This is a genomic window from Paracoccus contaminans (assembly GCF_002105555.1).
Classification (GTDB): Bacteria; Pseudomonadota; Alphaproteobacteria; order Rhodobacterales; family Rhodobacteraceae; genus Paracoccus; species Paracoccus contaminans.
The window spans coordinates 2,627,953-2,649,098 of record NZ_CP020612.1 but is presented as its reverse complement, the minus strand read 5'-3'; the positions used below and the strand labels follow the sequence as shown (position 1 = coordinate 2,649,098).

Sequence of the window (21,146 nt, the reverse complement as noted above, 5' to 3'; positions counted from 1 at the left end):
GCATGATCTCCGGCTTTGGCTGGGCCGTCCTGGTCCTGATCTTCGGCTATCTGGCGCTGTTCCTCTGGGGCATCGCCATCGCGGCAGATGCATCTGGCCGCTCTGTCTGGCTTTTCGGGCGGGCGTCCGGACGCGACCGCTGGGCGGCCTTCGGCTTTCGTGCGGCCTTCGTCGTCGCCTTGTTCGGGCCACTCTTCTGGCTGGCCTGGCCGATCCTGCACAAGGCCGACCCGCTCTGGACCGAGGGAGAGGTGGCTGCGCTTGGTGCGGTTGGCGTGTTCCTCGCCGGGGTCGGCGCGATGGTGGCTTTTGCCGCGCAGATGTCGATGGGCACATCGTGGCGCGTCGGGGTCGCAAGCGATGCCACGGGCGATCTCGTCTCGGGCGGGCTTTACCGGTTCAGCCGCAATCCGACCTTCCTCGGGCAGTTCGCGCTGCTTGCGGGCGTCGGCTTCGCAATCCCTTCACTCCCGACGATCCTTGCGCCGCTGCTCTTCCTCGGATCGGCCTCCTTGCAGATCCGGTCCGAGGAAGCTGTCCTGCGCCAGTCCCTTGGCGCGGAGTATGAGCGCTACGCGGCTTCAGTCCCGCGCTGGATCGGCTTGCGCCGCAGGAGCGTCAAATGAGCACCCGGCTGATCGTTGCCCTGATCGGTATCACCACGCTGGCCGATCAACTGACGAAGGCGGCGGCGCTGGCGCTGCTCTCTCGCGACGAGACGGTTCCCGTTCTTCCCGGCTTCAGCCTGACGCTCGGCTTCAACGAGGGATCGAGCTTCGGCATGCTGTCGGACGTAATGGCGGGCAAGCCACTGCTGATGGCGGCCCTGACAGGATTTCTGACCCTGATCTTCGCCGTCATGGCAGTCCGGGCGCCGCGCCCGTTCGAGCGGGCCGGTCTTGCGCTGGTCGTTGGCGGTGCGCTTGGCAACATCATCGACCGGCTGCGGCAGGGCGCCGTGACCGACTTCCTCGACCTCTATTGGCGCGACTGGCATTGGCCCACGTTCAACGTCGCGGATATTGCCATCACGCTTGGCGCGGTGTGCATCCTCGCAGCCTCTCTTCCCGCACGCCGTCGCAAGGAGCCTGTTCTTGACCAACACTGACGTACAGAGCCTGTCCCACGACGACTTGCACCTTACGGCCGCATTCCTGATCGCGCTGGCGGCAACACTTGGCGCGCTCTTCATCGGCGAGGTGCTGGGACAGACGCCCTGCACGCTCTGCTGGTATCAGCGCATCGCCATGTTCCCGCTGGTGCCGATCCTTGGCCTGTCGCTGTGGCGAAGCGACGGCATGGCCCGCCCATACGCCCTGCCGCTGGCGCTGGCGGGTCTGGCGTTGGCCGCCTGGCATTCCGGGCTTTACATGGGGCTAATCCCGCAGGACATCGCACCCTGCACCAAGGATGGCCCGTCCTGCTCTGGTCCGGCGCAGATCATTCTGGGCCTGCCTATTCCCTACCTGTCGCTGGCAGCCTTTGCCGCGATCCTTGCCTGTCTCATCTTGCCCAAAGGAAACCGCATATGAACCGCCGCACTCTCTTGATCGGGGCTCCGGCTCTTGGGCTTGTCGCATTCGGCGGCGGTGCGTCCATCCTGAACCGCCAGCGTCAGGCCGAGGCCGAAGCGCTCGCTGCCGCCACCCCCGCGGTGGATCCATCCCTTCTGATCCGCGCCCATTCCCCCAGCTTCGGCCCCGAGGATGCTCCGGTTACCTTGGTCGAGTTCTTCGACCCCTCCTGCGAAGCCTGCCGAGCCTATCATCCGGTGGTGCAGGAAATCCGGCGGCAGTTCCCGAAGCAGGTCCGGGTCGTGCTGCGCTACACGGTGTTCCACGAAGGCTCGGACGAAGCGGTGCGCATCCTCGAAACCGCGCGGATGCAGGACAAGCTCGAACCGGTGCTTGATGCGCTGCTGGAGCGGCAACCCCAGTGGGCAGTGCATGGCATGCCGAGACTGGACGTGGCCTGGCAGGTCGCGGGAGCTGCTGGCCTCGACCTCGAGCGGGCCGAAAGCGACAGGCTGTTTCCGGGGATCACCGGCATCCTCAATCAGGACATGGCCGATGTTGAAGCCCTCGGCGTCGGCCAGACGCCGACGTTCTTTCTGAACGGCACGCGACTGGAAAACTTCAGCGCGGAAAGCCTTGTCGCCGCTGTGCGATCTGCCGTGGAGAATGCCTGAACGGAAGGCTCAGGAACGGTCGGCAAAGGCCGCGAACAAGGCGAGCGTTCGCTCGCTCACGTGATGCTCGATCCCTTCGGCATCGCGCTCGGCTGTCTCGGGATCAAGACCAAGACTGAGCAGGAACCGCAACACGATCTCGTGCCGCTGTTGGCATTCCCGGGCCAGCGCCCGGCCCTCTTCCGTCAGAAAGACCGAGCGGTACTTGGCGCGGGTGATCAGGCCGTCCCGGGCCAGACGGCCGAGTGTCTTGGCGACGGTGGGCGCCGTGACACCCATCTTGGTCGCGATATCGACCGGCCGTGCCTCGCCGTGTTCGTGGATCAGTTCCGCGATCAGTTCGACGTAGTCTTCCGCCAATTCGTTGCGCCGCGCCTCTCGCACCCCTTGGAACGCCTCCGCGCGTGGGTCGGCGGGGCGCGCCTCGGGCTCGAGAGCTTCTGCTTCAGTGTGGTCATCAGCCATCATCCTTCCAGTCTCGCACGAACCGGATTGACACGTAAAGCCACAGGGATGATTATTAGCCTTGTCTAACTTGTCGCGCCGAGGCTTTGGCGTGCTGCCCACAGGGAAAGCCTTCCCCATGACTGCCAATGTCCGGAAGCAAGCGCGCGATGCGCCGTCCGAATTGGAGGCGTCCCGGTCCATCGCTCCGCCTGACGGCAACGCAGGGTCGGTTGACACGTCCCGACGCGCGTTGCTGGTCGGTGGACTGGCCGCCGCGAGTGGCGCCGCCATCATAGCGGGTGTCGCGCGGTCCCAGGCCGCGCCAGACCCGATGGCGGGCCACGACATGTCCGCCATGCCGACCGACCCCTATGCAGCACCCATGCCCGGCATGGCGCATGGCAACATGACAACGGTCGGTGTGGTCGATCACGACCGGAACGGCTTCGACCCGACAACCATGCTGACGGAGTGGGAAACGGGCCTGACCGATCTTTTGCCCGATGGCCGAACGCTGCGCACCTTCGAAGTCGCTGCCATCGACCGGGAGATCGAGATCGCGCCCGGCATCTTCTTTCCGGCCTGGACCTTCAATGACCGCGTGCCCGGACCGGCACTGAGGGCGAAGGAAGGCGAGCGGTTGCGGATCATCTTCCGCAACTATGGATCGCACCCGCATTCGATGCACTTCCACGGCATCCATTCGGCGCGAATGGACGGCGTTCCTGGTGCCGGTTTGATTGGTCCCGGCGAAGAGTTCATCTACGAGTTCGACGCCAAGCCGTTCGGATGCCACCTCTATCATTGCCACGCCCTGCCGCTGAAGCGGCACATTCACAAGGGCATGTATGGCCTGTTCGTGATTGACCCCGATCCCGCCCGGCACCCCGAGAATGCGGCCGTGGCAGCCTCGCGCGTGCTCGGCAGCCCCGAGAATGCTCGATGGCAGGAACTGGCGATGGTGATGAACGCCTTCGACATCAACTTCGACGGAGCAAACGAGATTTACGCGGTCAACACCGTGGGCCAGGCCTACATGAACGCGCCGATCCGCATCGACAAGTCGCGGCCTGTGCGCATCTATCTGGTGAACGTGACCGAGTTCGACCCGATCAACTCGTTGCACCTGCATGCGAATTTCTTTGACTACTACGATACCGGCACCACCCTGACGCCGACGCTGCGCACGGTCGATCTGATCATGCAGTGTCAGGCGCAGCGCGGGATCCTCGAGTTCAGCTTCGCCGAGCACGAGGACGGCATGTACATGTTCCACGCCCACCAGTCCGAATTCACCGAGCTTGGTTGGGTCGGGATGTTCGACGTTCGGGGGCCAGAAGCATGAGCGACCAGAGCCAACCCACCCGCCCCGCAATGATCCGGCTGCTGCTTCTGTTTGTGCCGCTGGCGGTCATGCTTGGCGCCTTCGTCTGGATCGCGTCGCTCGATCCCCTCCGCAGTTTCAACAATGGCGCGCCTCCGGTCGAGGCGCTGACGGTGGAGCGGACGATTCTGGACGAGACCGGCATCCAGATTCTGGTGCGCGCGGGCGGTTCAGAGGCCATGCAGATTGCGCAGGTTGCCGTCGACGATGCCTATTGGACGTTCACGCAGGCCCCTCCGGGGGCCGTCGCGCGTGGCACTGCCGTCTGGGTTCGCATCCCTTACCCATGGGTGCTGGGTGAGGCGCATCGTGTGGCGCTGCTGTCCAACACCGGCACGGCGTTTGAACATGAAATCGCCGTAGCCGTGCCGACGCCGAAGGCCACGGCGGGCCAGCTGCGCATTCAGGCGCTGGTCGGGGCGATTGTCGGCCTGTTGCCCGTGGCGCTCGGCCTGATGTTCTATCCGGCGATGCGCGGTGTCGGGCGGACCGGGATGAACTTCCTGCTCGCGCTGACCGTCGGGCTGCTGGCCTTCCTGCTCATCGACATGACCTTAGAGGCGCTGGAGCTTTCAGCCGGAGCCGCCGCATTGTTCCAAGGCTCGGCCATGGTCTGGCTGACGGCCTTGGCGTGCTTTCTGCTGCTGATGGCGATCGGACGCTGGCGCGGCCAACCGGAGGGTCTGGCGCTCGCCTTCTACATCGCCCTCGGGATCGGGTTGCACAACTTTGGCGAGGGGCTGGCGATCGGGGGCGCCTTTGCCGCCGGATCGGCGGGGCTTGGCACGTTCCTCGTCCTCGGCTTTGCGCTGCACAATGTGACCGAGGGGATCGGCATTGCAGCGCCGATGCTGCGGATTCGACCGCCGCTCTGGACCTTCGCAGCCCTGACGCTTCTGGCTGGCGGCCCGGCCGTGCTGGGAATGTGGACGGGCAGTCTGGCCTATGCGCCGCAATGGTCGGCCTTGGCGCTGGCGGTCGGGGCCGGTGCGATCCTGCAGGTCATGGTCGAGGTCAGCGCCTACCTGATGCGTCAGAACAGCGACCGGCAAGCGGCACTGTTTTCCCCCGCCGTTCTTGGCGGATTTCTTGGCGGGCTCGCCTTCATGTACGCGACGGCGGCGCTGATCAAGGTGTGACCCGGACCATTCCCCGGCGTCGGATCATGGCGAGATCCGGCACACCGGCTTTTGCCGGGCGCAATCCGCGCGCTTGTCGCTGACACAATCGTCGCCGTGAACATGAGCTTTCTGCGCAGCGTTCTGCTCCGCCGACGGCTCACCGTTGTGTGACGACAGGAGTTCGCTCTTGAACCTCAAGTCACTGGAGGCTTTAGGGAGGACGCAAGAAGAGGAGTGACGGATCGGATGCGATTGACACGGCTGCAAAAAAGCCTCTGGGCGGCGGCGGGTATTGCCATGCTGGGCTACGGGACGATGTTTCTGATTGCAGACCGTTTGCCCGCGCCGGTGGTCGAGGCCCCGTTCCGTCCCACCTTCGCACTCCCCGACGCCGAAGGGCGCCTGCGGACCCCGACGGAATTCGGGGGGAAACACATTCTGGTTTTCTTCGGGTTCACCAATTGCCCCGACGTCTGCCCCACGACGCTGGCCGATGTCGCTCAGGTCATGGACGATCTGGGCGACGAGGCCACGCAAGTGCAGCCGCTCTTCATATCCATCGACCCCGAGCGCGACCGCAGGCTGGGTATTGCCGAATTCACCGCTGCCTTCCATCCCACCATCCTCGGGCTTGCCGGGGATGCGAACCAGACCCGGGCTGCGGCGGACAGCTTCCGCATTCACTACGCGCGCGAAGACGATGCCGCCGCGCCCGACGGCTATTCCATGTCGCACAGCCCCGCGCTTTACCTCATCGGGCCGGAGGGGGACTGGCTGCGTCAGTTCACCTATGGCACGCCCGCCGCCGACATCCTTGCCGACCTCCAGAACCGCCTCTAGGAACATCACCATGAAGCTCCCTGTTATTGCCGTTTTTGCCTTCGGCCTTTCCGCCGGCCTCGCCCAAGCAGAACCCGTCCGGCAGGGCAACCTTGAGATCGACGCGGCCTGGGCACGCGCCTCGATCGGTACCTCGCGGCCGGGCGCCGCCTACTTCACCGTCCGCAACTTCGGCGACGAGGGCGATCGCCTGATCGGCCTGTCCTCGCCGGTCTCGACCATGACCATGCTGCACGAGACCACCCTTTCCGAGGGCATCTCCCGGATGGCCCATGTGGAGGCGGCCGAGATCCCCGCGAGCGGCGAACTCACACTCGAGCCGGGCGGGATGCACGTCATGCTGATGGAACTGGCCACACCTCTCCGGGAGGGTGCCACCTTCCCGCTGACGCTCGCCTTCGAGGCCGCGGGCGAGGTCACGGTGGAGGTGCATGTGTTCGGACCGGGCGCCACGGGACCTGCGGAATGAGCCTCTCGCGCCGGCTCCTTCTCGGCGCGGGCGCGGTCACGGCACTCGGCGCCGGCGCGCTGGGTCTGGGCTGGTGGCAAGTGGACGGGCCCGGCGCGGCGCAGCCGGCGAGCCCTACCCGCAACCTGCCTCGACCGCTGGGCGAAATGGACGTCACGCTCACGGACCATCGGGGCCGTCGGGTGACGATCTCGGACTGGGTCGGCAGGCCGAGCCTGGTTTTCTTCGGCTTCACCTGGTGCCCCGACGTCTGCCCCACCACGCTCTCGGACATCTCGCTCTGGCTGGAGGAGCTGGGGCCAGACGCCGACCGCCTCAACGTGGCTCTGATCTCTGTGGACCCCGAGCGTGACACGCCGGAGGTTCTTGCGGACTACCTCGGCTATTTCGATCCGCGCATCGTCGGTGTGACCGGAGAGCCAGGCGAGGTCGCCCGCATTCTTGGCGACTTCCGCGCGAAGGCAGAGCGCATCGAGGACGTAAACGGTGACTACACCATGAATCATACTGCCGGTGTGTTCCTGTTCCGGGCCGACGGAAGCTTTGGCAGCATCATCGACTTTCACGAGGACCGAAGGTTCGCCGTTCCCAAGATCCGGCGGGCCATGAAAAAGGAGCAACCATGATTGATCGTATTCGACGCTTCACGCAGGGCGTAGCGGTCCTGCTGACGACGACCTCGGCCGCCATGGCCGCCGATCGCGGAACGGTCCATGTGGTCGAAGGGACCGGCTGCGAATGCTGTTCCCAGTGGACCGAGTATCTGCGCCAGAACGGCTTCGAGGTGACATCCGAGGAACGCTACGGTGCTCTTCTGATCCGGCACAAAATGGACTTGGGCGTCCCGACCAGTCAGTTGTCGTGCCATACGGGAGAGATCGACGGCTATTTCATAGAAGGCCATGTCCCCGCGGCCGACATCGAGCGCCTTCTGAAAGAGAGGCCGGATGCCGCAGGGCTCGCGGTTCCCGGAATGCCCTATGGCAGTCCCGGGATGGGACCCGAAAACAAGCGTAAAGCCTACGACGTCAATCTTGTTAAGCGGGATGGCTCGGTTGAGGTGTTCTCGCACTACCCCGCCGCGCAATAATCTCCGGATGATATAAATTGCCGATGCTTCGACCGAACCGCCGTCATTTTTCGCTCACGATGCTCGCGGCTCTGGCCGCGTGCGGCACGCAACCCCCCGTCTTGAAGAGGTACCTGGGGCCTCCGGTGACACAGGTCGTCGTTCAGAAGGAGCGGCGCCGAATGTACCTGCTCAGCGGGCAGACGGTCCTGAAATCGTATGACTTCGGACTGGGAAACGAGCCCATCGGCCACAAGCAGTTTGAAGGCGACGGAAAGACCCCGGAGGGCCTCTATTACATCGACCGTTTCAATCCCCGCAGTCGATACCATCTTTCAGTGGGGATTTCCTATCCGAATGAGCGGGACCGAGCTTTTGCGGAGCAGTTCGGATTGGATCCGGGCGGTGATATCATGATCCATGGCCGCGGGCCGGAGGGAAAGCGTCTGGTCAGACAGAAGCGGGACTGGACGGCGGGCTGCATCACGGTCAGCGACGACGAGGTCGAAGATATCTTCGCGATGCTGCGCCTCGGGGTGCCGGTGATGATTTACCCCTGATATCATGGCTCGTAGGTGAGGGCGGGCCGGAGATGTCTCCGGCTCCGCCCTTCGATGGTAGATCAGAAGACCGCGACCTGTGTGCCTATCTCGGCGACCTCGTAGAGTTTCAGGACATGCTCGTTATAAAGACCGTAGCATCCGTTCGACGATTTGCGGCCGATCTTCCGGGTGTCGTGGGTTCCGTGAATCAGATATGCAGGCCATGAAAGATAAAGGCCGCGGACGCCCAGCGGATTTTCTGGCACGCCTCCTTCGACGCGTTGCGGCAGCGAAGGATCTCTCTCGCGCATGCTCGGGGTCGGGGTCCACGGAGGGTTTTCCGCTTTTCTGACGATCTCGGTCTTTCCTCTGCGGGTCAGATCCTCGGATACGGGTACCGCTGTAGGGAACAACAAGTATACCGATTCGTCGGCAGACCAGTAATGCAGCGCCCGCGAGGTCACATCAGCAAGGATGACGCCCTTTCCCAGACTCGGATAGAAATCGCTCCAATGCCACGCGCGAAATGACGACTGATTGCGGCGTTGATCGGCGTCCGGGTCTACCTGAAACACGCCGAGGTCGGGGGCCGCCCCTCCGGCGGAACCGTAGACAGGCATTCCGGTATAAGGGTCGATATTCTGTGCGAAACTCCGTCCGGCCGGAAGGACGAGCGCCGTGGCCATCAGTCCGGTCAAGAACTGTCGGCGCCCGCTCGATCGATCTGCCTGTGTCATGTCCCACCTTTCGCTATTGTTTTCATTGCGATACTAGCTGCCCACTGCTGCCCTTCAAGAACAATGGAGATCATGACCCATAACGCCTGCGTGAGACGGATAGGCGAAGTGTCTCACGTCGACGTGACCTGGTGTTGGCGCTGGGCTGGGCTGCACCTCAGGTGGCCTCCTTCGCTACGGGCTGCAGCCGTGCTGGCCGTCCACGTCGTCGAGGGCACTGGTTGCGCCTGCTGCACCCGCGCACGGCTTCTGGGGGCGGGAAGAATGCAGTGTCACCGAAGAGTTCTACGGAGGCCCCTTTCGTGAGCCACAAGCTCGACAATGACGTACCCCAAGGAGGATGATGTCCTGCCACACCGCGCCGACCACCCATCTATCGGCCTCGCGCGCTCGTCTCGGCCTGATAGCTCCGCTCGCGTTCCGGCCACGTGCTCTTGATGTAGGCGAGCACGGCCCGGATCTCGGCGTCGCTGAGGACATCGGCAAACCCGGGCATGTCGCTCTCGTATCCGCCTCCCACGATGGCGGCGGTGCCTTCCTTGACGATCCGGAACAGGATGTCGTCCGGATGATGCCATGTGTGGCCGGTGGCGTCGTGCGGGGGAGCCGGCAGGCGCCCGGAGGGCAGAGGCATTTGCCAGTCCGGCTGCCCCTCAAGCTGCGCGCCATGACATGCGGCGCACTGGGTCTCGTAAATGGTGCGGCCCAGTGCGATCGTCTCGGCATTCTCCGCATCCGCCCGCAGCCCGACAAGGATCCAGGTGGCGATGAGCGCGGAGGCGGTGAGGCCGATGAGGGTTGGTATCCGGAGCATCATTTGGCATGCTGGGCGAGCCAGTCCTGCAGGAACACGATCCGCGCGTGCTGTTCGTCGCCGGTGACTTCGGCAGACTGATGGCAGAAACGGTCTGAACGCATGTCGGCAGCACCATGATCAGCGGAACACTTCGCCTCCTCGGCCGTTCCCACAGGATGCAACGGCGGACCCCCCGGACGAAAGCCGGATTCGTCTGGCAGAAGCTTGCGAACGCACTGGCGCTTCTTGCAACTGCCATGCTCATCGCCCATGGCGCGGCGGCCGGAAGTCTGGTGCCCCACAGTCATGCCCACATCTCCGTCCACGCCGAATCTTCGCCGACGGCGACGAACGTGGCGGACCCCGTCCCGCATCACGCTCCTTCGATGGCTGTGGGGGAGGAGCCCAGCGATGACAACCATGACACGCTCGCCTGTTGCGGAGATGCGTGCCTGGCAGCGCTGATCCCCGGCCGAACCGCCGATCTGAAAGAGCCGCGCAGGAGCGATCAGAAGTTTGTGATGCCAGTCTCCTTGCTCAGCGGGCTTGCCCCGGATGGGCCGCGCCGTCCGCCGCGGGACCACCATCTGATCTGATCGTTACCCATCGTGAGCGCGTGTCGCGCCTTGCTGCCTGGCGTCGCTCGCGCCGGAGGGATGAGAAGACGGTCTGAAGACGCCAGGAAAGTCTTTTCGTGTCATCGCTGGCTGCGAGTGCCGAGCGCCACGCTTGCTGCTTCTCTTCCCGGCGCTTTCCGAAGATGGAGAATACAAATGCACCAGATGTCCCCTGAAATGCAGAGCTGCATCGACGAATGCCTGAGCTGCCACAGCACTTGCCTCAGCATGGCCATGAACCATTGTCTTGAGGCAGGTGGCCGGCATGTCGAGCCGGAGCACTTCCGGCTCATGATCGCCTGCGCCGAAATTTGCCAGACCGCGGCGAATTTCATGCTGATCGGCACCAGTCATCACAAGCATCTCTGCCGTGAGTGTGCCGAGATCTGTGAGGAATGCGCCCGGAGCTGCGAGCAGGTCGGCGACATGCAGGAATGCGTGGATGCGTGCCGCCGGTGCGCCGAGAGCTGCCGGAAAATGGCGGCCTGATCCCCACCGAAACCAGTTACATCAAAGGAGAACCCTTATGCGCAAGTTTGAACTCGCCGCCGTCGTTGCTGCCCTTCTCGCCGCGCCCGCGGCTTTCGCTCAGGAGAGCGGGACAGGCGGGCAGGCTGGCCACATGGCGGGACAGGGAGGTCCCATGCCCGACCTGTCGATCCTGCCGCAGGGCTGCCAGGACGCCATCCAGCAGTCCGGGATGCCGGGGATGATGCAGGGCATGGACATGTCCGCCATGATGGGAGGCATGGAGGGCATGGATGAGGCCCAGCAAGCCTCCATGCAGGCCATGATGGAGATGAACGGTCCGATGATGGCCACCCACACCATCGAGGATCCCGACCTCGCCTTCCACTGCGGGATGATCGCGCATCATGCGGGCGCCATCGCCATGGCAGAAGTCGAGCTGAAGTATGGCGACGATGAGGAGTCGAAAGCGATGGCTCAGAAGATCATCGACGCCCAAGGCCCGGAAATCGAGGAGATGACCGCCTGGGTCGAGGAGAACGCGGGCCAGCAGTAAGGACTCGGGCCGCCGGAGCTTGGAGCTGCGGCGGCCTCAACGACCGCGACGATGCATGATGCGCGGTCAGCAGGAGGCGAACCCATGTCGATGTCTCACGGCAGCCATACGGGCCACCTGCCCGCGAGCGGTGATCGCAAAGCGCTTGTCATCTCCGGCTGGCTCACCGGCCTTTACTTCATCGTTGAACTCGGGATCGGCATCTGGACGGGCTCAGTCGCCGTCATGTCGGATGCCTTCCACACCTTCTCGGCCGTCGGCGGCGTGCTCATCGCCTTGGTCGCCATGCGCCTGAGCGAGCGGAAGTCCAGCCCGGCGCGCACCTTCGGCTACATTCGCGCGGAGATCCTCGGCGCCCTCTTCAACGGCCTCTTTCTCGTCGGAATGGCCATTTTCGTGCTGTGGATGGGCGCGATGCGCCTCATGGAGCCGATCGAGTTGGCCACCACGCCGATGCTGATCGCGGCAGCGGGGGGCATCGCCACCGAGCTTGTCGCCCTCTGGCTCCTGTACGAGCGCCAGAAGGACAACCTGAACATGCGGGGCGCCTACTGGCACATCCTGCAGACGTTCGTCGGCAGCTTCCTCATCATCATCTCGGCCCTGGTGATCCGCTTTACCGGCTTCCTCGCCGTCGACCCGCTGCTCGGCATGGCCTTCGGACTGGTGCTGCTCTGGGCTTCCTTGGGGCATCCTGCGCGAGTCGCTGCACATCCTGCTGCAAGGCACGCCGGAGGACCTGGATCTCGAGGCTGTGATCGCGGCCATTCGGGAGCTGGAGGGCGTGACGGACGTGCATCACGTCCATGCCTGGAGCCTGACGTCCGGGCGCAACGTGTTCTCGAGCCACGTCTGCGTTCGAGACTGGCAGGATGGCGAGCGGGTGCTGAGGGAGGTGAACAACCTCCTGCGCGACCGGTTCAAGGTCTACTTCTCGACCACGCAGATCGAGGAATACTGCCTTGCCGTTGAGGAGGGAGCTGCCGAGATCGATGTTACGCGGCCGAAGGCGAAGTCCCAGGCCGTGCGGGCAAGACCGGAAGAAGGGAGCGCCCAGCATGAACACTGACGCCGCGGCTTCCGCCTGGCGGCTTACTCTTGACCTTCCAACGACAGGAAGGTGCAGGACGAATGAGGACGATTCTCGGGCACTTCCCGGACGAGGTACATGATGGCCAGCAAGAGCAAAGACCAACACCCTGCCCCCCTCCACATGGAGAGCAGTTCTCGCGTCGGCGGCCATGAGCATCGCGGGCCGGGACATTCTCACGAACACGGGCATGCTCACTCGGGGCACCACGGGACGGAGCATTCGCACGCTGCGGAGGCGACTCCGACAGACAGCGTGCATCGGGTCAAGGACCCGGTCTGCGGCATGATGGTCGATCCCCATGCGACGCAGCACAAGGCCGAGCATGCGGGGCGGCCGTATTACTTCTGCTCGGCCGGATGCCGCGCGAAGTTCCTGGCCGAGCCGGACCGCCACCTCGACCCGGCCGCTGCGGCGGCAAAGGCCGAGCCCGTGCCCGAGGGGACGATCTACACCTGTCCCATGCACCCAGAGATCCGGCAGGTGGGGCCGGGATCCTGCCCGATCTGCGGCATGGGGCTGGAGCCTGTGCTGGTCAGCCTCGAGGCGGAGCCCAATCTCGAACTGATCGATATGCGGCGCCGCTTCTGGATCGGGCTGGTGCTGACGGTCCCTGTATTCATTCTGGAAATGGGCGGCCATTTCCTCGGGCTGGACCGCTACATCGATCAGCAGACCTCGAACTGGATCCAGCTGCTCTTCGCGACCCCGGTCGTCCTGTGGGCCGGGTGGCCCTTCTTCCAGCGCGGCTGGCAGTCGCTGGTCACGCGCAATCTCAACATGTTCACCCTGATCGCCATGGGCACGGGGGCGGCGTGGATCTACAGCGTCGTTGCGACGCTCGCGCCAGACATCTTCCCGGACGCCTTCCGCCAGCATGACGGGTCGGTCGCGGTTTATTTCGAAGCCGCAGCGGTCATCACCGTGCTCGTGCTGCTCGGACAGGTGCTGGAACTCCGGGCGCGGGAAAGCACCAGCGGCGCAATCCGGGCGCTGCTCGATCTCGCCCCGAAAACCGCACGGGTCATCCGTGATGACGGCACCGAAGAAGAGGTGCAGCTCGACACTGTCCATGTCGGCGACCGCCTGCGGGTGCGGCCGGGCGAGAAGGTGCCCGTGGATGGCGAGGTGCTGGAAGGCCGCAGCGCCGTCGACGAGTCGATGGTGACGGGCGAATCCATGCCGGTGACCAAGGAGGTCGGCTCGCGGGCGATCGGGGGGACCATGAACCAGTCCGGCGCGCTGGTGATCGAGGCCCGCAAGGTCGGACGCGACACCATGCTGTCGCAGATCGTCCAGCTTGTCGCAGAGGCACAGCGCAGCCGTGCCCCGATCCAGCGACTTGCCGACCAGGTGTCGGGCTGGTTCGTGCCGGCGGTGATCGTGGTCGCGGTGCTCGCCTTCATCGCCTGGTCGATCTGGGGCCCGGAGCCGCGCTTCGCCTATGCGCTGGTCGTGGCGGTTTCGGTCCTGATCATCGCCTGCCCCTGCGCGCTGGGTCTGGCGACGCCGATGTCGATCATGTTCGGCGTCGGCCGCGGCGCGCAGAATGGCGTCCTGATCAAGAACGCCGAGGCGCTCGAGCACATGGAGAAGGTCGACACGATCATCGTCGACAAGACCGGCACACTGACGGAGGGGCGTCCCGCCGTCACGGCCATCGTTCCCGCTGCCGGTCTTACCGAGGAGGAGGTGCTGCGCCTGGCCGCCAGCGTCGAGCGGGCGAGCGAGCATCCGCTGGCGCTCGCCATCGTGCGCGCGGCAGAGGAGCGGGGGATCGCGACCGCACCGGTTGCGGATTTCGACTCGCCGACCGGGAAGGGCGCCTATGGCACGGTCGAGGGCAAGCGCATTCCCCTCGGCAACGCAAACTTCCTGGCCGAAGAAGGGGTCGATGTGACGCCGCTGGCCGCGCAGGCTGACCGGCTGCGCCAAGACGGGGCGACCGCGATCTTCATGGGCGTGGACGGAGAGGTCGCCGCAATCTTCGCCATCGCCGATCCGGTCAAGCCCTCCACGCCTGAAGCGCTTGCCGCGCTGAAGGCCCAAGGCATCCGCGTGGTCATGCTCACCGGCGACAACTGGACCACAGCGAAGGCGGTCGCCCGACAGCTGGGCATCGACGAGGTCGAGGCGGAGGTCCTGCCGGACCAGAAGAGCGAGGTCGTGCAGCGGCACAAGGCGGCGGGCGAGGTGGTGGCGATGGCGGGCGACGGCGTCAACGATGCCCCTGCGCTCGCGGCCGCGGATGTCGGCATCGCCATGGGCACCGGCACCGACGTGGCGATGGAGAGCGCGGGCGTCACCCTCCTGAAGGGCGATCTCACCGGCATTGTTCGGGCGCGGCGACTGTCTCAGGCGGTGATGCGCAACATCCGCCAGAACCTTTTCTTCGCCTTCATCTACAACGCGCTCGGTATCCCGATCGCCGCGGGGGTGCTTTATCCGTTCTTCGGCATCCTGCTGTCGCCGATCATCGCGGCAGCCGCCATGGCGCTATCCTCGGTCAGCGTGATCGCGAATGCGTCTCGGCTGCGGGGCGTGAAGCTGTGATGTCCGGGTGGCATCGTGGGCCGTTCCCGCGAGCGCATCTGACAGGCGACATCATGCCGCGGGACGCCGGCGCATTCTCACCCGTTCGTGGGTCGCGCTCCGGACTAGCCGGTGAGATCATGGAGTCCACGAAGAAAGGTTTGACGATGCGGAACGATCACACCATCGGCCGGCGGGCCGTTCTCGCGGCCGCCGCCGCACTTCCGTTCCTGCTGTCGATGCCGGCGTGGGCGCGGGCCGAGGCCCTGCCGCTCGTGACCGTCACCAAGGATCCGTCCTGCGGCTGCTGCGACGGCTGGATCGCGCATATCGAAGCCGCGGGCTTTCCGGTGCGGGTCGTGGACTCGGACGACGTGTTCAGCCTCAAGGAGCGGCTCGGCGTGCCGGCCGAGCTGACCTCCTGCCATACGGCCGAGGTGGACGGCTATGTGGTGGAGGGTCATGTGCCAGCTGCCGCGATCCGCCGCCTGCTGGCCGAGCGGCCCTCCGGGACGGGACTTGCCGTTCCCGGAATGCCTGCCGGCTCGCCCGGCATGGATTTTTCCGGGGTCGAACCCGAGCCCTATGAAGTGCTCCTGTTCGGTCCGACCACCCAGACCTTCGGGCGCTACCTCGGCGCGCAGGAAATCTGAGCCAGGCGCCTCCACATGACCGTCCACCTTGCCGCCGATCCGATGCAGCTCAAGCCGCGAGCGATGGCCCTTGCCCGCGTCAGCAGCGCATCGGCCCGGCTCGACACCGAGAAGGCAGGTGGCTCATGAGCGGGCGCTTCAGAGTTGCGTTCGCGGCGAGATGCGGCCGATTGCGCCAGTTCGCGATCGGCATCCTGTTGCTTGCCATCAGCTCCCTCGTTCTGCAGGGCGTAGCGCATGCCAGCCCGACCGGACACGCCCTCCACCGCGAACAGAGCGCGGCCACGGCGAGCCACTGCGGCCAACATCACCTGCCCGGCGATCACGGGGCAGAGACATCTGCAGGCTGCGAGAGTGATGACGGCGGCCAGATGCTGGCCGACTGCTGTCAGACCTGTCTGATCGCCGCCGTTCCCGTCGGGCCGCTGACGTTCGGGCCGTCCGTGAATGGTGAACTGTTCAGGGTCATGCACCGTGACCCGTGGGAACGATCCCCCGAAGGAATCCTGAGGCCGCCTCGTCTGATTGCTGCGTGACGGCCGCTCCGGCGCGACCGCCGGCAGCGCGCACTTCGAGCCCAGACGAACTTTCGGAGACCCGCGTCCGCGAATGTGACGCCGGCCCTCCGGTGCCAAGGATGAAAACCCATGAACCGAACTGCAATCGTTCTTTCCGTCAGCCTGCTGGCGGGCCTGCCGGGCGCTGCTCTCGCCCAGGCCGAACATGATACCCACCACCCGGGAACCCCGCCCGCCCAAGCGGAACAGGCTCCCGCGCCCACGTCTCCCTCGGACCGGATGCCCGGCATGCAGGGCATCCCCGAGCATGGCCAGGCCATGATGCAGGCGATGCAGCAAATGATGCAGGGGGGCATGCACGGCGGAATGGCCGCACCCGGCGCTGACGGCGCCCCAACGAGCCTTTCCAGCGCTCCCGACTTCACGCAGGCCTACGTCGCCGCGATGAATGAAATGCACGGACCGATGATGGAAGGCGTGATGGCCGGCGATCCGGATGTCGCCTTCGTCCGGGGCATGATCCCGCATCATCAGGGTGCGATCGACATGGCGAAGATCGTCCAGCAATACGGCGACGATCCGCAGACCAGGGAGTGGGCGGACCAGATCATCGCGGCGCAGGAAGGCGAGATCGTCGAAATGCAGGCCTGGCTGGCGACGAACGCCGGCGAGGCACCAACCGCCCTCGGTCAGACCGGCGGGACCGTCTACTCCGCCAACGAGGGCGGCAATTCGATCAGCGCCATCGATCTCGGCACGGGTTCGGTCGAGACCGTTGACGTCGGCGTGTCGCCGCACAATGTCGATCTGACGCCGGACGGAAATCTGCTGCTGGCGGTCGGGAGCCCTGCCGCCGATCACGCGCACGGATCGGATGACGATGGACATGCCGACACCGATGCGGGCGGAGGGGTCCTGGTGGTGCTCGATCCGGAGCGACTGTCGCAGCCCGTCGCCACTGTGGAAGTCGGCGCGCATCCGGCGCATGTCGTCGCCGACCGCAGCGGGCGCGCCTATGCTTCGCTGTCCGGCGGGAACGAGATTGCGGTCGTCGATCTCGCACAGGCCGAAGTCATCGAGCGCATCGCGACCGGCGCCTATCCGCACGGGCTGCGCCTCAGCCCGGATGAGAGCGAGATCTATGTGGCCAATGTCGAGGACGGCTCGGTCTCCGTCATCGACACGCAGGACCTGACGGAAGTTGCGCGCATTCCGGTGGGCGCAGCGCCTGTTCAGGTCGGGTTCACGCCGTCTGGCGATCAGGTCTACGTCTCGCTGCGCGACGAGAACCGGGTGGCCGTCATCGACACCTCGTCCCGGCAGGTGACGAACAGGATCGACGTCGGGCCGAACCCGATCCAGATGTTCGCGACCCCCGATGGAGCCTACGTCTACGTGGCCAATCAGGGCACCGACGCGGAGCCGAACGACACGGTGTCCGTGATCGACACGGCGACGGGAGAGGTCGTGAAGACGATCACCACCGGGGGTGGCGCCCATGGCGTGTCGGCATCGGCCGACGGGGCTTACGTGTTCGTGACCAACATTGCGGACGACACAGTGTCGATCATCGATGTCGAGAGCCAGGACGTGGTGAGGACGGTGCCGGTCGGCGATCGGCCGAATGGCATCGTCTACGGCGACTCGAGCCGCTAAGGAGTTCGGCGCCGGAGCGGTCCAGCTCCGGCGCCAGACTTGGAGGCAGGGATATCATGTCCGCCTACACGGCCAGCGCCGGTCTGCGTGGAAGTGCAGGGCTTCTCCAAACGGTACTGGGTGCATCGGAATTGCCGCCGCCATCGCCCTCGTGGCTATCCAAGAGGTGAGAAGAGACAATGAGACTGATAGTGTTCGGACCACCAGGAGCAGGGAAGGGAACGCAGGCGCAGCGCCTGGCCGAACGCCACTCGATCCCTCAGCTTTCTACAGGAGATATGCTGCGCGCTGCTGTGACCGAAGGCACCGAAACCGGGCGGCGGGTCGACGCGATCATGGATCGCGGCGAACTCGTACCCGACGATGTGGTCAACCAGATGGTATCCGACCGGATCGATCAAGAGGATTGGCGCAAAGGGTTCATTCTCGACGGCTTTCCCCGGACAGTCGCGCAGGCGGAGTCCCTGACCGCCATGCTGGAGCAAAGGGGTGTCAGGCTTGACGCAGTCATCGAACTGAAGGTCGATGAGACCTCGCTGGTCGAGCGAATGGAAAAGCGCGTCGCCGATACGCTGGCCGCTGGCGGCACGGCTCGCAGCGACGACAATCGGGATACCTTTGTCAGACGTCTCGACGCATATCGGAACAAGACGGAGCCGCTACTGGACTACTATCGCCGAAGGAGAGAGCTCATTACGGTTGATGGAATGCAGGGCATCGACGACGTGGCGCGCGAGATTGAGGACGTACTGACCCGGCGATCCTCGGGATCACGACGCTGATCCTGATCCTGGCGACAAGGAACGGTGAGGGACACCACCAGGCCGCTGCGTCCAGCGATCGATCGGCATGCTGCCTGCCGCCATATTGGTGCGGATTGCAGACCGCAGGCGCTCAGGCTCTTGCTAGCTTGTCTCAGGAGAGCAGGCCCGAGCCTGCTCTCTCATCACTGCGTAGTCGGTCAGCATTTCCGCGATGATCGAGCCTTCCGGCAACCACGCCAGTTCGTCGGCGGCCCGCGTCTGTAACTCCTGACCATATTCCACGACCGGCGGACAAAGTGCCATGATCCTTTGTTCAGAACCGACCGTCGCGCAGCCGGTCAGCAAGCTCGTCGCGATTGCGAGGGCGGCGAGCCGCCGCCTCCAGCATCCGGCGTTGGGCATCATTGATCTTCTCCGTGGTCTCATAGCGTTCGGCGAGGCGGCCAGTGCGCTCGCCGGAACGCCGGAGCGCGAGCAGGAACAGAAGCACGCTGAAGCCAACGGCGCCGTAGCGCAGCGCGGCCCGCATCCATGGGCTGGCGGCAATGCCGCCCAGCAGCGCGGCGATCATCGACGCCCCCGCTTCCAGTCGTCGAGCCGCGCGTAGATGGTCACGACGATGCCAACGAGTGCCACGGCGATGAACACCCAGCGCAGCGTTTCGAGATAGGACACAAGCGGCAGGATGGCGGTCTGGGTCTCGGCAAGGACGTCTCGAGCCACCTCGACGCCCGCCGCGCCCAGCGTCGCCACACCGGCCGCTCCGCCACCCTTCATGGTGCGGCTCTGCGCCAGCACTTCGCGCGCCGGCGGGGTTTCGGCAGCGAAGGGAGTCGGCCGGACCGGGAAGCGCTCGCCCCACTGCCGTGCCGGGCCGAGATCGACATGGATGAAGCCCGAGCGCGGGTAGAAACCGAAGCCGAGGAACCCCACCGCCCGCGCTGCCGCCTCGAACGCCACCGGATCGTGGTTCGCCATGGCGATGTCGAAGGCCGCGCCGTCGAGATGTTTCGACCGGGTCGCGCCGCCAACGGCGCGGTTGTGCTCGGAGCTGCGATAGGCCGAGCGGACGATCAGCGGCTTGCCCAGCCGATCGCGCAGCGCCTGCAGCTTGTCGAGCGCGGGTTCGTTGATCAGCAGCTTGCCGGTCCCTCGGCAGGCGATCTCGGCGGGCGAGAAGTTCGGCCAGCGCCAGGCATTCTTCGGCACGTCACGCCAATGGCGGTGGAAGGTCGTGGTCATGGGGTCCTCCAAACGAAAAAACCCGCCTCGAGGGCGGGTCATGATGGGCTGACAGATCGGAACGAGACGACGGCTACGGGCCGTTGCCGAAGATCTTGAGCTTGATGGCGATGCCCGCCAGCAGCGCCAGCACGACGCCGGTGGTGATCATGCGAACTGCAGTCTGCATCGCGGTGCGGCGCACCAGCCGGATACAGTCCACCAGCGAGCGCAGATCGCGGATGTCGAGCGCAGCCTCGTCGCCGTCGAGGCCGACATCGGCAAGCGCACGCTTCGCGCCTTCCTCAGCCGCCCGGGTCAGGATCGCCTCGAACTCGGCGTCCGGCATGCGGACGTAGCCTTCGGATCGGGGTGGGTTCATCGGTTCCTCCTTTCGCCGCTCAGCCGATCTTGCAGCCCCAGAAGGACGTGTGGTCGGCCGCGAAGTAGCCGTCCGCGACCCGGAAATACCCCTGCAGCTCGACGGTATCGCCCGCAGTCAGCGGGACCATCGTCTGCAGCCAGATGGCAGTGGCGAGCGAGACGTGGGTCGCGGAGATTTCGCCGAGGGAGCCGCGAATTTCGGTCGTCCCGTTCAGCACGAGCCGCCCGCGCATGTGGGCCGTGGCGCTGGCGTTGATCTTGTAGAGCAGCGTCGCGCCGAAGAGGTAGGTGCCGTCTGCGGGTGCCACGAAGTGGTTGTTTGCGGCGTCGAACGCGCCCTGATCGTTGGTGTCGGTGTTGTTGAGGCCGATCTTCGTCCATGTCCCGACGCCGACATAGTTGTCGTAGTTGGTCCAGGCCTTGAACCGTGGCAGCCGGGGCTGGTCGACGATGCCGGTGGCGTTGTCGACACTGAGCCCGTCGAAGAAGGTGCTGCCGTCGGCGGAGACTGCCAGCCGGAAGCGGTCCGAACCGAAGAGGCCGACCAGCGCCTTGGTCACGAAGCCGGTCTGCAGCGTGAGGCCGAGATCGTCGCCCGCGGCCTCCTTGTTCATGGTGTAGAGGAGATCGCCTGTGCCGCCCTCGGCGATGGTCTTCGCGGTCCAGAGCGCAGCGTTGAGCTTGGCCGAGAATGGGTTCGACCCATCCGCTGTCGTGCCGACGCCCAGCATCGCCATATTCTGCAGCGCCGTGGGCGTGGTGCCGATCCAGCTCGCGCCGCCGTAGACCAGCAGCAGGCCCTCGTCCTCGACCCACGCGCGCCAGCCGGTCCTCGGTGGCAGACGCAGCCACGCCCCGTCCGTCCAGAGCGCCACGTTCAGGTCCCAGCCGGCCCAGTCGCCCGTCGCGCCCGAGCCGACGATGTAGCGGTCGCCATCGGCCGGGCTGCCGGGCGGGGCGGTCAGGTCCCGGTCGAGGACCGAGAGCTGGACGAGCCCGTCGAGAAGCCGCAGCGCCTCGTTGTGGGTGACGTGCTTCTGGGCCTGCGCGGCGAGGACGTAGGGCAGCAGGAGATGGGTCGTGGTGTCGGACAT

General features: G+C 65.3%; 27 protein-coding genes and 1 pseudogene. 20 read left to right on the top strand and 8 right to left on the bottom strand.

Translation table 11 applies throughout. The features are described 5' to 3' along the window. The first annotated feature begins 2 nt into the window (after positions 1–2). From B0A89_RS12630 to B0A89_RS12615, 4 genes are read left to right on the top strand one after another with little or no spacing between them, the layout of a single operon-like run. The gene (locus B0A89_RS12630; protein WP_036708051.1) at positions 3–626 is read left to right on the top strand and encodes a methyltransferase family protein; all 624 of its coding nucleotides are present in this window, start codon (positions 3–5) and stop codon (positions 624–626) included. Beyond that, positions 623–1,108: a signal peptidase II gene (gene lspA, locus B0A89_RS12625; RefSeq protein ID WP_036700251.1), complete on the top strand. Its 486-nt coding sequence runs from the start codon at positions 623–625 to the stop codon at positions 1,106–1,108. The genes B0A89_RS12630 and lspA overlap by 4 nt, the downstream gene beginning before the upstream one ends. After that, the gene (locus B0A89_RS12620) at positions 1,095–1,532 is read left to right on the top strand and encodes a disulfide bond formation protein B (RefSeq protein WP_081962575.1); all 438 of its coding nucleotides are present in this window, start codon (positions 1,095–1,097) and stop codon (positions 1,530–1,532) included. The genes lspA and B0A89_RS12620 overlap by 14 nt, the downstream gene beginning before the upstream one ends. After that, positions 1,529–2,188, top strand: a complete 660-nt coding sequence (locus B0A89_RS12615) for a DsbA family protein (RefSeq protein ID WP_036708053.1) — start codon at positions 1,529–1,531, stop codon at positions 2,186–2,188. Before B0A89_RS12620 ends, B0A89_RS12615 begins: the two co-directional genes overlap by 4 nt. A gap of 9 nt (positions 2,189–2,197) precedes the next feature. Here B0A89_RS12615 and mntR read toward each other — a convergent pair whose 3' ends face one another. After that, the gene (gene mntR / locus B0A89_RS12610) at positions 2,198–2,656 is read right to left on the bottom strand and encodes a manganese-binding transcriptional regulator MntR (RefSeq protein WP_131674989.1); all 459 of its coding nucleotides are present in this window, start codon (positions 2,654–2,656) and stop codon (positions 2,198–2,200) included. 115 nt (positions 2,657–2,771) lie between these two features. Between mntR and B0A89_RS12605 the strand changes: the two genes are divergently transcribed. The 7 genes from B0A89_RS12605 to B0A89_RS12575 all read left to right on the top strand — a co-directional run bounded on the left by B0A89_RS12605 (position 2,772) and on the right by B0A89_RS12575 (position 8,078). Then, complete coding sequence (locus B0A89_RS12605) at positions 2,772–3,980, top strand: multicopper oxidase domain-containing protein (protein ID WP_085378405.1); 1,209 nt, start codon at positions 2,772–2,774, stop codon at positions 3,978–3,980. A 29-nt stretch (positions 3,981–4,009) separates the two neighbouring features. Next, positions 4,010–5,158 (top strand): ZIP family metal transporter, encoded by a 1,149-nt coding sequence (locus B0A89_RS12600; RefSeq protein WP_240558555.1) that lies wholly within the window; start codon positions 4,010–4,012, stop codon positions 5,156–5,158. Positions 5,159–5,374: 216 nt separating this feature from the next. Further along, positions 5,375–5,980, top strand: coding sequence for an SCO family protein (locus tag B0A89_RS12595; protein WP_231555239.1), 606 nt, complete (start codon positions 5,375–5,377; stop codon positions 5,978–5,980). Positions 5,981–5,990: 10 nt separating this feature from the next. Further along, positions 5,991–6,449: a copper chaperone PCu(A)C gene (locus B0A89_RS12590; RefSeq protein ID WP_036700241.1), complete on the top strand. Its 459-nt coding sequence runs from the start codon at positions 5,991–5,993 to the stop codon at positions 6,447–6,449. After that, positions 6,446–7,075 carry an SCO family protein gene (locus B0A89_RS12585; RefSeq protein ID WP_036700237.1) on the top strand — a complete coding sequence of 210 codons (630 nt, stop codon included), beginning with the start codon at positions 6,446–6,448 and terminating at the stop codon, positions 7,073–7,075. The genes B0A89_RS12590 and B0A89_RS12585 overlap by 4 nt, the downstream gene beginning before the upstream one ends. An 8-nt stretch (positions 7,076–7,083) precedes the next feature. After that, positions 7,084–7,539, top strand: coding sequence for a DUF411 domain-containing protein (locus B0A89_RS12580; protein ID WP_036700310.1), 456 nt, complete (start codon positions 7,084–7,086; stop codon positions 7,537–7,539). A 23-nt stretch (positions 7,540–7,562) separates the two neighbouring features. Further along, on the top strand, positions 7,563–8,078 hold the full coding sequence (locus B0A89_RS12575; protein ID WP_036700235.1) for a L,D-transpeptidase family protein: 516 nt from the start codon (positions 7,563–7,565) through the stop codon (positions 8,076–8,078). A 62-nt stretch (positions 8,079–8,140) separates the two neighbouring features. Here the strand turns inward: B0A89_RS12575 and B0A89_RS12570 are convergent, their stop codons facing one another. From B0A89_RS12570 to B0A89_RS14730, 3 genes are all read right to left on the bottom strand, one after another. Beyond that, positions 8,141–8,797: a L,D-transpeptidase gene (locus B0A89_RS12570; protein WP_074826734.1), complete on the bottom strand. Its 657-nt coding sequence runs from the start codon at positions 8,795–8,797 to the stop codon at positions 8,141–8,143. A gap of 373 nt (positions 8,798–9,170) precedes the next feature. Further along, positions 9,171–9,614, bottom strand: a complete 444-nt coding sequence (locus tag B0A89_RS12565; protein ID WP_036700233.1) for a c-type cytochrome — start codon at positions 9,612–9,614, stop codon at positions 9,171–9,173. Further along, entirely contained in the window at positions 9,611–9,865 is a 255-nt protein-coding gene (locus B0A89_RS14730) for a hypothetical protein (protein ID WP_157115339.1), read from the bottom strand. Before B0A89_RS14730 ends, B0A89_RS12565 begins: the two co-directional genes overlap by 4 nt. 501 nt (positions 9,866–10,366) lie before the next feature. Here B0A89_RS14730 and B0A89_RS12555 point away from each other — a divergent pair. The 9 genes and pseudogenes from B0A89_RS12555 (at position 10,367) to B0A89_RS12520 (ending at position 18,465) form a co-directional block, all read left to right on the top strand. Beyond that, positions 10,367–10,699 carry a four-helix bundle copper-binding protein gene (locus B0A89_RS12555; protein WP_036708060.1) on the top strand — a complete coding sequence of 111 codons (333 nt, stop codon included), beginning with the start codon at positions 10,367–10,369 and terminating at the stop codon, positions 10,697–10,699. A 37-nt stretch (positions 10,700–10,736) separates the two neighbouring features. Next, positions 10,737–11,234 carry a CopM family metallochaperone gene (copM, locus tag B0A89_RS15345; RefSeq protein ID WP_036708062.1) on the top strand — a complete coding sequence of 166 codons (498 nt, stop codon included), beginning with the start codon at positions 10,737–10,739 and terminating at the stop codon, positions 11,232–11,234. A 51-nt stretch (positions 11,235–11,285) separates the two neighbouring features. Next, positions 11,286–11,861: pseudogene (locus tag B0A89_RS15490) on the top strand (cation diffusion facilitator family transporter); the annotation flags it as partial. A gap of 127 nt (positions 11,862–11,988) precedes the next feature. Then, positions 11,989–12,303, top strand: a complete 315-nt coding sequence (locus tag B0A89_RS15485; RefSeq protein ID WP_476704020.1) for a cation transporter dimerization domain-containing protein — start codon at positions 11,989–11,991, stop codon at positions 12,301–12,303. A 306-nt stretch (positions 12,304–12,609) separates the two neighbouring features. Then, positions 12,610–14,877, top strand: a complete 2,268-nt coding sequence (locus B0A89_RS12540; RefSeq protein WP_240558553.1) for a heavy metal translocating P-type ATPase — start codon at positions 12,610–12,612, stop codon at positions 14,875–14,877. 146 nt (positions 14,878–15,023) lie between these two features. Next, positions 15,024–15,509 (top strand): DUF411 domain-containing protein, encoded by a 486-nt coding sequence (locus B0A89_RS12535; RefSeq protein WP_036700224.1) that lies wholly within the window; start codon positions 15,024–15,026, stop codon positions 15,507–15,509. A gap of 125 nt (positions 15,510–15,634) precedes the next feature. Further along, complete coding sequence (locus B0A89_RS12530; protein WP_036700223.1) at positions 15,635–16,045, top strand: hypothetical protein; 411 nt, start codon at positions 15,635–15,637, stop codon at positions 16,043–16,045. 111 nt (positions 16,046–16,156) lie between these two features. Then, positions 16,157–17,683 carry a CopM family metallochaperone gene (gene copM / locus B0A89_RS12525; protein WP_036700220.1) on the top strand — a complete coding sequence of 509 codons (1,527 nt, stop codon included), beginning with the start codon at positions 16,157–16,159 and terminating at the stop codon, positions 17,681–17,683. Positions 17,684–17,862: 179 nt separating this feature from the next. Then, positions 17,863–18,465, top strand: a complete 603-nt coding sequence (locus tag B0A89_RS12520; protein ID WP_036708067.1) for an adenylate kinase — start codon at positions 17,863–17,865, stop codon at positions 18,463–18,465. A gap of 295 nt (positions 18,466–18,760) precedes the next feature. Here the strand turns inward: B0A89_RS12520 and B0A89_RS12510 are convergent, their stop codons facing one another. The 4 genes from B0A89_RS12510 to B0A89_RS12495 all read right to left on the bottom strand — a co-directional run bounded on the left by B0A89_RS12510 (position 18,761) and on the right by B0A89_RS12495 (position 21,146). Beyond that, positions 18,761–19,018, bottom strand: a complete 258-nt coding sequence (locus B0A89_RS12510; RefSeq protein ID WP_036700215.1) for a hypothetical protein — start codon at positions 19,016–19,018, stop codon at positions 18,761–18,763. Then, a complete protein-coding gene (locus tag B0A89_RS12505) occupies positions 19,015–19,689 on the bottom strand; it encodes a YcbK family protein (protein ID WP_036700213.1) in 675 nt (224 codons plus the stop codon). The genes B0A89_RS12510 and B0A89_RS12505 overlap by 4 nt, the downstream gene beginning before the upstream one ends. Positions 19,690–19,762: 73 nt before the next feature. After that, on the bottom strand, positions 19,763–20,050 hold the full coding sequence (locus tag B0A89_RS12500; protein ID WP_036708073.1) for a DUF6127 family protein: 288 nt from the start codon (positions 20,048–20,050) through the stop codon (positions 19,763–19,765). A 19-nt stretch (positions 20,051–20,069) separates the two neighbouring features. Further along, on the bottom strand, positions 20,070–21,146 hold the full coding sequence (locus B0A89_RS12495; protein WP_085378402.1) for a DUF2793 domain-containing protein: 1,077 nt from the start codon (positions 21,144–21,146) through the stop codon (positions 20,070–20,072).